The sequence below is a fragment of the Nitrospirota bacterium genome (genome assembly GCA_040755395.1).
GTDB lineage: Bacteria > Nitrospirota > Nitrospiria > Nitrospirales > Nitrospiraceae > DATLZU01.
The window spans coordinates 30,074-44,374 of record JBFMAX010000001.1 but is presented as its reverse complement, the minus strand read 5'-3'; the positions used below and the strand labels follow the sequence as shown (position 1 = coordinate 44,374).

14 protein-coding genes are annotated in these 14,301 nt (G+C 63.7%); 9 read left to right on the top strand and 5 right to left on the bottom strand.

Annotation, left to right across the window (positions count from 1 at the left end; translation table 11 throughout):
- Window positions 1-326 precede the first annotated feature (326 nt).
- The 6 genes from AB1555_00215 to AB1555_00190 all read left to right on the top strand — a co-directional run bounded on the left by AB1555_00215 (window position 327) and on the right by AB1555_00190 (window position 7,258).
- The gene (locus AB1555_00215) at window positions 327-1,115 is read left to right on the top strand and encodes a DUF3365 domain-containing protein (GenBank protein ID MEW6245117.1); all 789 of its coding nucleotides are present in this window, start codon (window positions 327-329) and stop codon (window positions 1,113-1,115) included.
- The gene (locus AB1555_00210; GenBank protein ID MEW6245116.1) at window positions 1,112-2,734 is read left to right on the top strand and encodes an SUMF1/EgtB/PvdO family nonheme iron enzyme; all 1,623 of its coding nucleotides are present in this window, start codon (window positions 1,112-1,114) and stop codon (window positions 2,732-2,734) included. Before AB1555_00215 ends, AB1555_00210 begins: the two co-directional genes overlap by 4 nt.
- A 133-nt stretch (window positions 2,735-2,867) precedes the next feature.
- Window positions 2,868-5,006: an adenylate/guanylate cyclase domain-containing protein gene (locus AB1555_00205; protein MEW6245115.1), complete on the top strand. Its 2,139-nt coding sequence runs from the start codon at window positions 2,868-2,870 to the stop codon at window positions 5,004-5,006.
- 77 nt (window positions 5,007-5,083) lie between these two features.
- Entirely contained in the window at window positions 5,084-5,593 is a 510-nt protein-coding gene (locus AB1555_00200) for an SH3 domain-containing protein (protein ID MEW6245114.1), read from the top strand.
- The gene (locus AB1555_00195; protein MEW6245113.1) at window positions 5,583-6,644 is read left to right on the top strand and encodes a M48 family metalloprotease; all 1,062 of its coding nucleotides are present in this window, start codon (window positions 5,583-5,585) and stop codon (window positions 6,642-6,644) included. Before AB1555_00200 ends, AB1555_00195 begins: the two co-directional genes overlap by 11 nt.
- An 80-nt stretch (window positions 6,645-6,724) precedes the next feature.
- Window positions 6,725-7,258, top strand: a complete 534-nt coding sequence (locus AB1555_00190) for an adenylyl-sulfate kinase (protein MEW6245112.1) — start codon at window positions 6,725-6,727, stop codon at window positions 7,256-7,258.
- A gap of 117 nt (window positions 7,259-7,375) precedes the next feature.
- Here the strand turns inward: AB1555_00190 and AB1555_00185 are convergent, their stop codons facing one another.
- The 5 genes from AB1555_00185 to AB1555_00165 form a co-directional block, all read right to left on the bottom strand.
- Entirely contained in the window at window positions 7,376-8,446 is a 1,071-nt protein-coding gene (locus AB1555_00185; protein ID MEW6245111.1) for a response regulator, read from the bottom strand.
- Between the two features lie 126 nt (window positions 8,447-8,572).
- The gene (locus tag AB1555_00180) at window positions 8,573-9,436 is read right to left on the bottom strand and encodes a universal stress protein (protein ID MEW6245110.1); all 864 of its coding nucleotides are present in this window, start codon (window positions 9,434-9,436) and stop codon (window positions 8,573-8,575) included.
- Window positions 9,437-9,620: 184 nt separating this feature from the next.
- Complete coding sequence (locus AB1555_00175; protein ID MEW6245109.1) at window positions 9,621-10,280, bottom strand: dienelactone hydrolase family protein; 660 nt, start codon at window positions 10,278-10,280, stop codon at window positions 9,621-9,623.
- A 22-nt stretch (window positions 10,281-10,302) separates the two neighbouring features.
- Window positions 10,303-11,250: a magnesium transporter gene (locus AB1555_00170; GenBank protein MEW6245108.1), complete on the bottom strand. Its 948-nt coding sequence runs from the start codon at window positions 11,248-11,250 to the stop codon at window positions 10,303-10,305.
- Between the two features lie 11 nt (window positions 11,251-11,261).
- A complete protein-coding gene (locus AB1555_00165) occupies window positions 11,262-11,465 on the bottom strand; it encodes a hypothetical protein (GenBank protein ID MEW6245107.1) in 204 nt (67 codons plus the stop codon).
- 703 nt (window positions 11,466-12,168) lie between these two features.
- Between AB1555_00165 and AB1555_00160 the strand changes: the two genes are divergently transcribed.
- The 3 genes from AB1555_00160 to AB1555_00150 all read left to right on the top strand — a co-directional run bounded on the left by AB1555_00160 (window position 12,169) and on the right by AB1555_00150 (window position 14,175).
- Window positions 12,169-12,681 carry a universal stress protein gene (locus AB1555_00160; GenBank protein MEW6245106.1) on the top strand — a complete coding sequence of 171 codons (513 nt, stop codon included), beginning with the start codon at window positions 12,169-12,171 and terminating at the stop codon, window positions 12,679-12,681.
- Window positions 12,678-13,106: a cupredoxin domain-containing protein gene (locus tag AB1555_00155; GenBank protein MEW6245105.1), complete on the top strand. Its 429-nt coding sequence runs from the start codon at window positions 12,678-12,680 to the stop codon at window positions 13,104-13,106. The genes AB1555_00160 and AB1555_00155 overlap by 4 nt, the downstream gene beginning before the upstream one ends.
- 103 nt (window positions 13,107-13,209) lie before the next feature.
- The gene (locus AB1555_00150; GenBank protein ID MEW6245104.1) at window positions 13,210-14,175 is read left to right on the top strand and encodes a universal stress protein; all 966 of its coding nucleotides are present in this window, start codon (window positions 13,210-13,212) and stop codon (window positions 14,173-14,175) included.
- Window positions 14,176-14,301 lie beyond the last annotated feature (126 nt).

Below are 14,301 nucleotides of genomic sequence, written 5' to 3'. Positions count from 1 at the left end.
ATCCACGCCAAGATGTTCCCCCGCCTGATGATCAGGCGGGGGACATCCGTCCACCGCTTCACCTCACGAGCGTACGCGCCAGGAGCCTGCCGGACAGGCTCCTGGCCTGCATTATTCATGACGGTTCGTCGCGCTGCACCCGTTGCACCGAAAGAGCAACGGGTACCCGGCAGACGCGTCGTGAGACAGGCAGGCGCAGCCACGAGGGAGGGAGGCATACTTGCAACAGTATGTTGACCGACTGAGGGGCGAGCACGCCTGTCGGAACAGCGTATCCGCGTTTGCAGCAGAAACGTTCATGAATAATGCGGGCTGGGATCGACACGATGTTTCGCCGCCTATGCTTGACGGTCGCGTCGCTGATGGTCCTGATGGCCTGCGGAGGAGGTGAACGCGAGGCGGCCGCGGCCCGCGAGCGGAGCCCGGACGCCGGTGTCCCGCTTCAAACAGTTCTCGAATTCGAGAGTGCCGCCCGCCTTCTGGCGATTCTGCTGGACTCCGGGCGTGCCGTCATCAACGACAACCAGTCCCTCTTCGACGATCCCGGGCGGATAGAGAAAGGTTTTACGCCCGATCTCTTTGAGCGGCAGCTTGTAGACATGTTCCGGAGCCGGTCCGGCGTGGATCTGCAGGATCTGGACGAGGCCCGCATTCCCAACGGCGCCAAGCGGTTGCTCAAGGAGTTGGTCGTGGTCAGCAAGCAAGTGGTCGCGGACGCGCAGCCGGAAATCAATCGACCCGATGTCGGGTTCAAAGGATTCATTCCGGCCGTCTTCGGCGCGCGGGTGGCCGCGCGGTTCACCGAGCGGACCGGCGTGCGCCTGAAGCAGACGGCCTTGTCTCCGCGGAACCCTCGCAATGCGCCCGATGCGGCGGAACGGGCGGCGCTGGAGGCGTTCGCCGATCCGGCGTTCCCCCGCGAGAAAGTGATCAGCGAGGTGACGGCCAAAAGCGGTTGGCTGCGGCTGATGTTTCCGCTGTACACGACCCGACAGTGCCTCGATTGTCACGGGGAGCCGAAGGGTGAGTTGGATCGCACCGGGTATCCGCGCGAAGGCTTGAAGCTCGGCCAGAACGCAGGGGCGATCAGCGTGATGATTCCCATCCGGAAATGAAACGGACGGCATTGCTGACACTGACGGCGACGCTGGCGATCGCGGGCGGAGCCCGGCTCATCGGGGCGGCCGAACGTCCCGCTCTTCCGGCGGAAAAACCGGCCGGCAGCGGCGTCATCGTGCACACGGACGGGTATATCCTGACCGCGCATCACGTCGTCTCGAACGCGCGGCGGATCGTGGTCGTGACGCCGGGCGAGTTCCGCGCGCCGGCCATCCTCATCAGCGCCGATCCGGAGCATGATCTGGCCTTGCTCAAAATCGAAACCGTGGGGCTGTCCGAAGCAGCCTTAGGTTATGCCGGGGCGGTGCGGCTGGATCAGGAAGTCATCGCGGTCGGATTTCCGTTCGGTCTGCGGGAAGTGTCCGTCACCCGCGGACGCGTGGCGGCCGTCCGCACGAAGGGCGTGCAGCGGGTGTTTCAGGTCGATGCGGCGGTCAATCCAGGCAACAGCGGCGGCCCGGTGTTCAATCGCCGGGGCGAGGTGATCGGCATCGTGACGACCAAATTCAGCCATCCCTCCGGCATCGTGCCGGAAGGGATGGCCTTCGCCGTGCCGATCAGCTATGCGACGCCGCTGTTGGCGAACATTCCGGACTTCGACTTTACGTCGATCGGCAAGGGCGGCAAAGAGCCCAAGGCGAAAGGCGACGAGGCCGACCTGGTTCACGACTTGATGAGGGCCTCGGTCAGGATCGAGACGGTGCGGGTCGCGGAGTCGCCTCCGGCGGGACAGACGATCAATCAGCCGTCGGGCGGAGCGCCGAAGACCGGCAAGACTCCCGCGCCGGCGCCGCGGGGTCACCCGGCGCCCGCTCCGGATCAGCCGTCGGCGGACGACGACGAGGCCCAGATCGCCAAAGTCAATCAACAATTGCAAGCGGTGCAACAGGAAGAGTTGCGCAAGCTGGTCCAGCAAGGGATTACCCCGCCGGAGGGCATGGTGCTGGTTCCGGCCGGCGAGTTCTTGATGGGCGCGGAGGACGGCCTGCCGGACATGCGGCCGATGCACCGGGTGTATCTGAGCTCGTACTGGCTGGACAAGTACGAGGTCACCAATACGCAGTATCGTCAGTGCGTCGATGGAGGAGGCTGTACGCCGCCCAAAGATCGGCAGGCCTTCGACGATCCCGAACGGGCGCAGCATCCGGTCACCAGCGTCACCTGGACGCAGGCACGGGCCTATTGCGAGTGGCGCGGCAAACGCCTGCCCACCGAGGCCGAATGGGAAAAGGCCGCGCGCGGGACGGACGGGCGGCGTTATCCCTGGGGCAACAGCGAGGACGTGATCAAGGGCCGTCCCAAGAACGGCGAGATCAAAGCCGGCGCAAACAGCACGGAAAAGATCGGCAGCCAGGCGGCCACCGTGTCGCCCTACGGAGTCCATGATCTCGTCGGCAGCGTGTGGGAATGGGTGAAGGACTGGTATGCCGAGGACTTCTACCAGATGTCGCCCGCCCGCGACCCGCAAGGGCCGCTCCGCGGTTCCTTCCGCGTGTTGCGGGGAGGGGACTGGAACGAGCGGCCGCTCGAGCTGCGCGCCAGCTACCGGAGCTGGGACGAGATGACCTACTGGGGGCCGACCCTCGGGTTCCGCTGCGCCCAGGACGTGCCTTGACGGCAGTCGGGCCGCACGTTCTCCGGCGGATCTCCCTCCCGGCGAATGCCCGCTTCCGAGAGCGCGATAGAGTCCTCACCAAGCCGCGGACGGCGACGCGGGAGCGCTTCCATATCCGTCCCAACCAAGGTTGATGGAACTATCCAAGTCGGCCAAGAAAGCGTTGATCGCGACCGCCGTGGGACTGTCGGTCTGTGTTCTAGCGCTGATGCTGCATCGGACCGGCTGGCTCGAGATCGCGGAGCTCAAAGCGCTCGACCATCGCTTCCGGATCTACGCCGATCCCTCCAAATCCGGTCGAGACATCGTGTTGGTCGCCGTGGACGAAGCCAGTTTGGAAGCGTTCGGCCGCTGGCCCTGGCCGCGCGACCGGCATGGGTACCTGGTACGGTTTCTGCGCGATGCGGGAGCCAAGGCGGTCGTCTTCGATATCCTGTTCTTGGAACCGGACGATAACGCCGAAGAGTTCGATCAGGTGTTCGCCGACGAGGTGCAGGCGGCCGGCAACGTGTTCCTGCCGGTTCTGTTCCAGGGGGAGTCGCAAGACGTCGCGCCGGAGCTGTTGGCCAAGGCCGGCGTGCCGGTCGATGTGCGGGCGGATGAGGCAACTCCGCCGCTGGCGACCTATCCCGGCGTGAAGTTGCCGATCCAGCCGCTCGCCGAGGCCGCACGGGGTCTCGGGTTCATCAACTTGACGCCTGATTCCGACGGGACGACGCGCCGCATTCCGCTTGTGGCCGCTGCCCAGGGTCACCACCTCCCCCATATCGCTGCGGCTGCGGCTCGGTACCTCCTGGGCGCGGATCAGGTGTCGTTGGAGCCGGGCGTGATCCGGATGGGAGCCACGTCGGTGCCGCTGACCTCCCAGGGCGCCATGTTGATCGATTGGCATGGGACGCTGGAGCAGAGGACCTATCCGTCCTATTCGGCCGGCGCCGTGCTCCAGTCCTTTGCGCAGCTTCAGAAGGGAGAGCGACCGCTGCTCGATCCGGCGGTCTTCAAGGACAAAATCGTGTTCGTCGCCACGACCGCGGCCGGCACGTACGAATTGCGCGTGACGCCCCTGTCACCGTTCACGCCTGGGGTGCTGATCCATATGGCCGCGCTGGACAACATCCTGCGGTCACAGTTCATGCGGCAGGCGCCGTACTGGATGTTTGTTGTCGCGACGCTGGCGCTATGCCAGGCGACGGCCTGGAGCTTCATGCTGATCCGGCAGCAGGTCCTGAAAATCGGGCTCGTCGCGGCACTGGCGGCGGCCTACTACGCCCTCGCTGTCCATGCCTTCGCGTCGCACGGGCTGTGGATCGAGTTGGTGTTTCCGGAGGGCGCGCTGGCCGTCTCCTTCGGCGTCGCGGCGACCGTGGAATATCTGATCGAGGGACGGCAGCGGCGCCAACTGCGGGCCGCGTTCGACAAGTACATGTCCAGGGAAGTGGTCGAAGAGATCATGCGCAACCCCGAGCGCATCAAGCTCGGCGGGGAAAAAAAAGAACTCACCGTCTTCTTTTCGGACGTCGCGGGATTCACCACGATTTCCGAGCGACTGCAGCCGGAAGAACTGGTCGAGTTGCTCAACCGCTATCTGTCGGCCATGACCGACATCATCCGCCGGCACCGGGGCAACGTGAACAAGTACTTGGGCGACGGCATCATGGCGATCTTCGGCGCCCCGTTGGGCGATCCGAATCACGCGACGCAGGCCTGCTATGCGGCGCTGGACAGTCAGGCGGAATTGGCGCGGCTGCGCGACGCGTGGACAGCGGAGGGCTATCCGGAGATCGTGGCGCGGATCGGCATCAACTCGGGGCCGCTGGTCGTCGGTAACATGGGGTCGCCGGAGCGACTCGAATACACCGTGATGGGCGACAGCGTGAATCTCGCCTCGCGGCTGGAAGGGGCGAACAAGTTTTACGATACGCTGATTCTGTTGGGGCCGCGGACCTACGAATTGGCCCAGAAGGATATCGAGGCGCGCGAGGTGGATCTGCTCAGGGTGAAGGGCAAGAAAGAACCGGTGACGGTGTACGAATTGCTGGGGCGCAAAGGAGGACTGTCGGTCGAACGGAAAAAAGTGGCGGACATGTATCTCGAAGGCCTGGCGGCCTACAAGCGGCGGGACTTCGCCGCGGCCAAGCAGCGATTCGAGGCGGCGCTGGCGCTGGACCCGTCGGACGGGCCGTCGAAAGTCTATCGCGAGCGGGCGGCTGCGTATCTGACGGCTCCTCCGCCGCCGGATTGGGACGGAGTGTATGAACTGAAATCGAAGTAATGGTCAGGGCGGCGCGGGGCGAGCGGCGAGGGGCAATAGACTCGATTGGAAAGCCGGTTCAAAAGGAGGAGGAGATCGTGACACGACGGAGAGGGTGGACGCTGCAAGGGCTGATCGTCGGCGCGGCATTGGTCTGTGTAACCGCCGCCTTCGCTGAAACCGTCTATGTGCAAGCCAGGACGGCGCAACTTCGGTCCGGCAAGACATCGCTGGATCAGGTAGTGGCCAACCTGCGATACGGGGATCAGTTGGAGGTGGTGAAAAAGGAAGGAAGCTGGTTGCAGGTCAAGACCGAGAGCGGCGCGCAGGGCTGGATCTACGCCGGCAAGACCAGCAAGACCAAGCCCAGCGGCGGCGACAGCGGGCTGGCGCAGCTCGGGCGCAGCATGCGCGGGAGCGAGACGTCGGCGGTGACCGCGTCGGCCGGCGCACGCGGATTGGACAAGGTCTCCGAAGGCTACGCCGATCGCGCGGGGATTTCCCCAAAAGACCGCGACACGGTCGATCGCATGACCGCGTATCAGATTCCGGATCAGGAGGTCGAAGAATTTCTGAAGGAAGGAGGGCTCGGCGAGTATGCGAAATAAGATCTCTGTTCTGAAAATGCAGGTCCTGTCGCCCGCTCGCCGCCCAAAGGGCACCCGGTTCACCACCCACTCGCGTGGGTACCCGCCATCCGTCCTCGCACCCCGCCCGGTGTGGGGGCCCCGCTCCGGGCGGATGGGCGCCCAGGTCGGCGCCACCCGCATTTTCATGATGCGTGGGTGGGCCAAGGGATTCTGGGGAACTGCCGTTATGGGCATACTGGCTTTCGTTACAACGCTCGGCGGGTGCGCCGAAGTGCAGCGGGCGGCCGAAGATGTCGCGCGGCAATCCGGCAATGAGCGGCTCGCCGGGGTGATCCGCGGGACCGGGACCTTGGTCGCCGGGTTGCTCCCGATCGGCTATGAGGAGGAATCCTCCATCGGTCAGGCCATCGCGCTGCAGGTGGTGGCCCGATACGGCGGGGTCGTCGAGGATCCGGCCCTCACGCGCTACGTCAATCTCGTCGGCCGGGCGGTCGCCAACACCTGCGACCGGCCCGACATTCCCTATCGCTTCGCGATCCTGAACCACGAGTCGATCAACGCCTTCGCCGCGCCGGCGGGTTATATCTTCGTCACGAAAGGCTTGCTCAAGCAGGTGCGGAACGAGGCGGAACTGGCGGCGGTGCTCGGCCACGAAATCGCCCATGTGACCGAGAAGCACATTTTGCAGGTGATCCAGAGGAGCAAGCAGATCGCCGGGATCACTGAAGCCGGACTCGCCTACGCCAATCAGAACCCGGCGGCGTTCAAGAACCTGATCGACGGAGCCGTGAAAAAACTGTTGGACGAAGGGCTGGACCAGAGCAAGGAGACCGAGGCGGATCAACGGGGGGACGTGTTTGCGGCCCGGGTCGGCTACGATCCACTCGCCTACGTGACGCTGCTGACCCGGCTGCGCGACCTCAAGGGGGACGACCGCGCGTTCTTCAAGACTCACCCGAACTTCTCCAGCCGGATCGAAGCGGTTCGGAAAACCATTCAGACCGAAGGGCTGAAGACGAACGGGGTCCTGTTGGCGGACCGGTTCGCGAAGTGGAGCAAGCGGATCTAAAATCATGGGTGGGCGAGAGGCGAGATAAGACAAAGCGGTGCCTGTTCCCGTTTTCACGATTGACGAATGACGATTGACGAATGACGGCATTTTCAAAGGAGGCCTTCGCCGTCTGGATCACCGGCCTTCCGGCCTCGGGGAAGAGCACGATCGTCGCGGCGCTGCGTCCGAAGCTGGAGGCGTTGGGGTTGCGCGTGGACGTGTTGGAGTCGGACGAGGTCAGGCGCGTGCTGACGCCCGAGCCAACTTATTCGCCGGAGGAGCGCGACCTGTTCTATCGCGCGCTGGCCTTCACGGGCTCCCGGCTCGTCGAACACGGCGTCACCGTGATCTTCGACGCCACCGCCGGCCGGCGGGCCTATCGGGACTCGGCGCGAGGCCTGATCCCGCGCTTTCTCGAAATCGCCGTCGAATGCCCGCTGGAGGTGTGCATGGCGCGGGACAAAAAAGGCACCTACCGGAAGGGACAGCGCGGGGAGTCCGCGACGGTGCCAGGTCTCCAGGTTCCTTACGAAGAGCCCCTGAAGCCTGACCTTCGGATCGACACGACAAAGGCGACGCCGGCAGAAGCAGCCGAGCGGGTTCTCACGATCGTCAAGCAACGGTTCCTGTGAAGTTCGGACCCCTGTGCGAGGCTTCGAAGGCCGAGTAGAAACTGATGGCCCGTGTTTCCATCTGATCGATGCGTAGAGAGGCCTGCACGGCTTTACCGGATGCCAAATGGGCGGCAATTATTTCTCGCTTCTCGCCAGAAGGAGTCGAATCCGTTCGCGCTGGGCAGGGCGTATGCCGAGAAACTCCAAGCCGAACGTCTTCCCTTCGATCCATCGGACCACCGCCCGTTCAATTTTGAGTTCCCACTCGTGATCCGGGAGAAAGAGCTTCACTGCCAGTTCCATTCCCTTTCTCACCGGCGTGAGGGATTCCGCTTTGCAACCCGAGGTGGAGAGGTCCAGGACACGAGCTTCCCCCGACGAAATATTCTCCGCAGAGAAAAGGAGCCGACACTGTATTTTCACGCGTCGAGCTTTCCTGGCCCGCGCCCAATCTCCTGCCGCCTCAGATGATACCGACTCAACATCGCGCACTTCGCTTTGACCGGGCTTGTCTATTCCGGTGACCGAGACCGCAGGAGACGAATCCGCCTCGTCTTGCTTCGTCCGTTCAACGCGGTCTTGAGCGCGCCGCTCGGCCATGCAGGTCTCGCACAAGCCATGGGTAAATTCCGCCTCTGAATGATCACGAATGTACTCTTCGATGTGCTGCCAATAGCCTTGTTCATTTCGCACACCCTTGCAGTTGCTGCAGATCGGAATAAGGCCTCGGAGAACCTTCACTTCTTGGAGAGCGCGTTCCAGCTCTTTGGTACGGCCGACGAGTTGTTCCTCTCTCTCCCTGCGGCATTCCCGTTCTTCTCTCAACGTGAGGGCGGCGCTCACGCGGGCGACCAGCTCCACCTCGTTGACCGGTTTGCGGATGAAGTCCGTGGCCCCTGCCGTGAACGCGGCGCGCAGGTCACCGGGGTCGCTCTTGACCGTAATCACGATGATGGGGAGGTCGTGGAGTCGATGGTGCGCTCTGATCCGCCGGCAGGCCTCGAGCCCGTCCGTTTGCGGCATCACGATATCCATCAGAACCAGATCGACCGCTGTCGGGGAGGATTCAGAGCCGTCAACCCCCAGTGTTCGAAAGGCATCTTCTGCGGAAATGGCGGTGAGAATCGATCGGTACCCCGCCTTCTCCAGGAGCGAACTGAGCAAGCGTAGTTCGTCCGGCGAATCATCCACGATTAAGATGCTCATTTCGATATCTCAACGACCGGGTCCGTGACCGGCCTCAAGACCGAACGAGGCCTGCAACGGTTTGAGGCGGCATCGGGCGGCTTGCGGCTTGACTGAACCAGAGAGTACTACCTACGTGGCCTTTCGTCAATGAAACACCAGCACCGGGCAGGGGGCTTGGTGCATCACTGCATGAGACGTGCTGCCGAGCACGAAGCGGGTGAGACCTCCGCGTCCGCGGGAGCCCATCAGGATCAGGTCCGGATTCAGCTTCGAGGCCTCATGCAGGATCATGGGGGCGGCGGCGCCGAGCAGCGTCGCGCCCCGGGCGCGGTACCCCAACCCGGTCAGCTTCCCGGCGACGTCATCGAGGAACGCCCGTGCGCTCTGCAACACCTGTTCTTTCATGGCCTCCGTCACGGAGATACCCGCCGGCCACAGAGGTTGGGCGAAGGGGAGAACCGTGACGAGCATCAGGTCGACCGGCTCTCGAAACGGTGTCATGGTCAAGAACCGGATCGCAGCCTCGGCATCGTCGGGCCCCTGCAGAGGCAGCAGAATCTGCTTGATGCTCCGAACGGGTCCGGTGACGATCAGGGTCGCGCAGGAAGCGTGGGTCAGGACGCGGTGAGACACGCTGCCGAAGAGCCGTTCCTTGATCGGACCCACGCCGCGGGCGCCCATGAGGATCAAGTCCGTCCCCGTTTCCCGGGCGACATTGACGATGACCTCGGACGGCGTGCCGACCTCGATCCGTTTCGTTGCCGGACCGACGTTCATCGGAAGCAACGACGCCATCCGGTCCAGCAGCCGCTCGCCGTCTTCCCGCATCTCCTTCTCCACGGTCGTATAAATGTCGCGGGCGACCTCCGGCATCATCATCGGGTAGGTCGGCTGAGGAACGTCCAGGGCGTGAAGCAGGATGAGTTGTTCGGCTCGAGTCAGATGGGCCAGCGCCCGAAGGGCTTCGTACGAATTATCCGATCCGTCCACAGCCAGTAAGATCCGCATGGCCTCCTCCATTTTCTGGTCATTGGCGATTCGTCAATGGTTATCGGCCGGACGCACGGAGATCTCGGGAGCCATACGGGGCTCTTCGCGAATGACCGGTGACCAATAACAATTGACCTTCCATAAGCAGAGTATGACCCAGACTCCGGTCTTGCGCATCCGACGAGCGTGCGCTCGCGATTCCCTACGTGTGAATGAAGTGCCGGAGGAACCAGCGCTGCGCGTGGTCCGCGACCTGTTCCAAGGCGCCGGGTTCTTCGAACAGGTGGCCGGCGCCCGGCACAATAACCAGCTCTTTCGGGCATGTGAGGCGCCGAAATGCGTTCTGGTTCATCTCGATCACCGGGGTGTCGTGACCTCCCACGATCAAGAGGGTCGGTGCGGTCACCGCGGGCAGATAGCGTTCGGCCAAATCCGGCCTCCCGCCGCGGGAAACGATGGCGCCGACGGATGAAGGGTCACGCGCGGCGGCCTGCAGCGCCGCGCCGGCGCCGGTGCTGGCGCCGAAATAGCCCAGGCGGAGGGTCCGGGTCTCCGGCCGTTCCGCCAGCCAGGCCTTCGCCAGTAGAAGCCGATCGGCCAGCAGATCGATGTCGAAGACCTTGCGGCGATCGTCCGCTTCCCGTTCGTCGAGCAGATCGATGAGCAACGTGGCGAGGCCGCCGTCCTGGAGCTTCCGGGCGACGAAATTGTTGCGGGGGCTGAATCGGCCGCTTCCGCTCCCATGGGCGAAGGCCACGACACCGACGGGGCGCGGTGGAACCGCCAGGACACCTTCCAGCCGGACACCGGGGCCGGGGAGCGTCACGGGCTGCTCGTCGGGACCTCGGCTGTACTGCGACATTGGTGCCCTCTTTCCCGCGCTATCAGCGCAGGATCACCGTGGCGATGCTCAAATAGGTTGCCACGCTGAGAAGATCCTGCAACACCGTCGCCACCGGCCCGCTGGCCAGCGCCGGGTCGGCTCCGAGCCGGACGAGGCCCAGCGGAAGGAGGCTCGCGACCACTGTGGCGACAACCGCCGTGACGGCGAGCGTTGTAGCGACGATCACGGCCACGGACGCTCGTCCATCCCAATACAAGAGCCCGGCTCCGGCCAGAAGCCCGATCGTTCCGCCGATCAGCGTGCCGACGGTGGCTTCCCGGAGAAGTTGCGGCCCAAACGGGACGGTCCCATAGGCCAACGCTCGAACCAGCACGGTTTCAGTCTGCGTGCCCACCGCATCGGCCATATAGACCACGAGCGGCAGGAAGAACGCCAGCGCGATTTCCCGCTTGAGCGAAGTCTCGAACGTCTCCGCAATTCCACCCGCCAGGAACCCGCCGACCAATCCCATCAGGAGCCAAGGCAACCGAGCCCGGAAGGCCGTCCACGTGCCGCCCTGGGCCGTCGGTTCCGGATGGACCCTTCCGATGCCGCCCATGCGCAGCCAGTCGTCCACGTGTTCCTCGTGAAGCAGCGCCAACAAGCGACCGATGGGAATCGCGCCCAACAGCCGGCGTTCCGCATCGATCACCGCGACGTCGGCGTCATGCCGCTCCACCGCCGTGAGGGCGACGGTTTCGGCGTTGTCCTCCGCCGAGACTTCCAGGGGAGGCGCGCCTCGCAGATCGTCAAGGCGGCGGTGAGCTTCGGCGCTCAGCAGGGTTTCGATCGGCACCTGCCCGATGAGGCGGGCGTCCGCGTCGATGAGATAGATGTGGCCGACTTCGGTCCATATCTGCTCGCGGAGCGACGCGAGCGTTTGCCCCGCAGTGTGGTCGGGGTTCGCACGCGGCACGGCGGGTGTCATCAGATCGGCGGCCGTGGTCATCGCCGTGTCCGTTACGCGGCCAGCGGGATCAGCTCAACGGTGCGCGGCCGTTTGGACTTGGACAACATGCGCCCGGCAAGCCCGGCAAGCCAGAACCGGTGAGCCGATCGGTTCTTGATGATGCCCGGGTCGCTCACCTCGCCGCAGTTCACACAGCGCCAGGCCCGTAGCCACAGATGTCCGGAGTCGTCTTGGAGATCAATGAAAGAATCCACTACCATGAGTCCGTGACATCGTTCACAGTACATCTTCTCCTCCCGGTGCAGTGTCTAGACCCCTTGCCCCGAGCCTCGTGCCGGTCGTGTCAGTGGCATTCGGTTGGGCAGAGGAAGACGAAGTACACGACGATCGCTACTCCTAACAGGACGGCCCCCACCAGTAACCACTCTGCTTTCGTCATCCGTCTCTCCCTCCCGACCTTTCACATAAATGAATCCGGAGCAAGAGGGGTGCCGTGCCGAGGCGAGAGGGGTAAGCAGGAAGAGGTAAACGGGTTAAGAGGAATCCGTCAAGCGTGAAAGATCACGGGCATCTGATGAACACGAGCAGCCGCTTTGTCTTTCTGCGGTCCACGCGTCACGCCTCACGATTCACGGTCTTTGTGGCCTTCCGCTACAGGGACTCAGGTGGGACTGTAGCAAGACTCCCCCTTCTTCTCAGCCGGTAGCTGGCAGCGAACAGCTCGCAGCCGGCTACCGCGGGATTTCCCCCTTTGCTATTCGCTACTTGCTATTCGCTGTTTGCTCTCCGCAGGTGGCACCGGCCTTGCTGACTATTTCCGCAGACCCTGACGGACAGGCAGCGAATCCACTCTGTGTCTTGCCCTTGCCGGACGCTAGATGCGGAGAAGAAGGGGCGGCTTGGCTGTTCGCGGCTTGCTATGAGCGATTCGCTCGTTTGGGCGTAGAGAGGGTGCTTATGGGTGAGAGACTCTTTTCGAAGATTCTGGTCCCGGTGGATTTCTCGCCGTGCTCGGAGGAGGCGTTCCGTGTCGCGCTGTCGTTGGCGCGTCTGTTCCACGCGGAGGTGCTGCTGTTGCACGTCATCGATACCAAGAGCTTGACCGCGTTGAACAGGCTGGGGCTGGCGCTTCCGTCAGAAGAAACCGGGCAGAAGAAACGGTTACGACATCATGCGCGGCTCCAGGCGCGTCGGCTGTTGCAGTTCGAAGAGGCCAAGGGGGTGACGATCCGGCGGCTGTTGGCGGAGGGCGCTCCCTTTGTCGAGATCGCCCGGACGGCTCGCATGGAAAGGGTGGATTTGGTCGTGATGGGCAGTTATGGAGGCCAGGTCGAGAGCGTGGACAAGATCTTTTTCGGCAGCACGGCCGAAAAAGTGGTGCGGACGGCGGGTTGTCCGGTCTTGACCGTCCCGTTGCCGGTCCGACTGCGGCCGCGCGGGACGGAGTCTCGTGAAGGAGGAGGACGATGACACACTGGCTATCGGATGCGCGCAGATGGATGAGCAAGGTGGTGGTGGCCGGCTGTATCGCGCTCGGGTGCTTGGCGCCGGTCGGCGCGCAAACCGAGCAGCGCGTCGATGTCACGATCAAGGAGTATGCGTTCGTCGCCAAACAGGCGCCGTTGCGGCTCGGCCTGCCCACGGTGATCGTGATCCGGAATCAGGACGGGGAGCGACACGACTTCGGGTCGCCGATGTTCGAAGGCACCTTGACCAAGGTCGAGAGCGACGGGGTCATTTCCTACGGCAAGGGGATCGGCGGCGTCTTTCTGGATCCGAAGAAGCAGACCGAGATCCGGTTCACAATCGAACGACCGGGACGGTACGAATTCAAGTGCTCGATTCATCCCGGCATGAAGGGCGAGTTGTTGTTGCTCAATGTCGAAGCGGTCTGAAGGACCTGAGGCGTGAGGGGTAAGGGGTAAAGGCTGAGGGGTGAAAGGCAACGGGCAACGGACAACGGACAACGGACAACGGACAACGGACAACGGACAACGGATGACACCGCTCATTCACCGCATCCTCTTAGCCACCGACGGCTCGGCTTACGCGGCTCGCGCCGAGGAGTATGCGCTGTTCCTGGCTTCGGCTTGGGGGGCCAGCCTCGATATGGTGAGCGTGTTGGAATTTCCGCCCGGGATGAACCCCGAGTATCCGATCAACGACGTGTACCTGGGCCAACTCCGGAAAGAGGCCGATCGCCATCTCGAGCGGTTGGCGGAGCGGGCTTCGCAAGTCGGGCTTTCGGCGAAGAAGCAGGTCGTGATCGGGATTCCCAGCCAGAAGATCACCGCGATCGCCCGTGACAACGGCGACGACCTAGTGGTCGTCGGGACGCACGGCCGGACCGGCCTGGAGCATGTGCTCCTGGGGAGCACGGCGGAGCGGGTCATTCGCGGCGCGCCCTGTCCGGTGTTGGCGGTTCGCGGGCACAAACCGAGGACGGCGCAGGTCCCGGACCGTTCCTCGCCGATCGTGGTCCGACGGATGCTGGTGCCGATCGATTTTTCCGACTGCTCGCTGGATGCGTTGGAGTATGCGGTACAGGTCGCCAAGCGATTGAACGCGGCCGTCACGATTCTCTATGTCATGGAGCCGCTGGCGTACGGTTTGGATTTCACGCTGTCTCATCCGTCCGAATTGGAAGAAAAGCGGGCGAAGCTCGGCCGGCGGCTCCGGGATCTGACCGCGGCGGCGGCCGGGTGCGGACTGAAGGCGGACGAGGCGCTGCGGGGAGGTCTGCCGGCGGATTCCATTCTCGACCATGCGCGCAGCCAGGCGGTCGATCTCATCGTGATGGGCACGCACGGCCGCCGGGGGATTTCTCACTTGGTCAACGGCAGCGTCACCGAAGCGGTGCTGCGGCGGGCGGACTGCCCGGTGTTGACGGTGCGGAGTCCGAAGTTCGCGCCGGATCATCGGCCGGTCGTTCATAAAATTGAGCCAACAACGAACAGCGAATAGCTGAGAGCTGTTGGCTACTTGCCGCTCGCTATGTTCTCCACAGTCGTCATGAGATGTCGGCCACGACCCGTTGCCGCGTCAGAGCAACGGGTACCCCGGCAGCATGAAAAACCCCCTCCCCGAGAC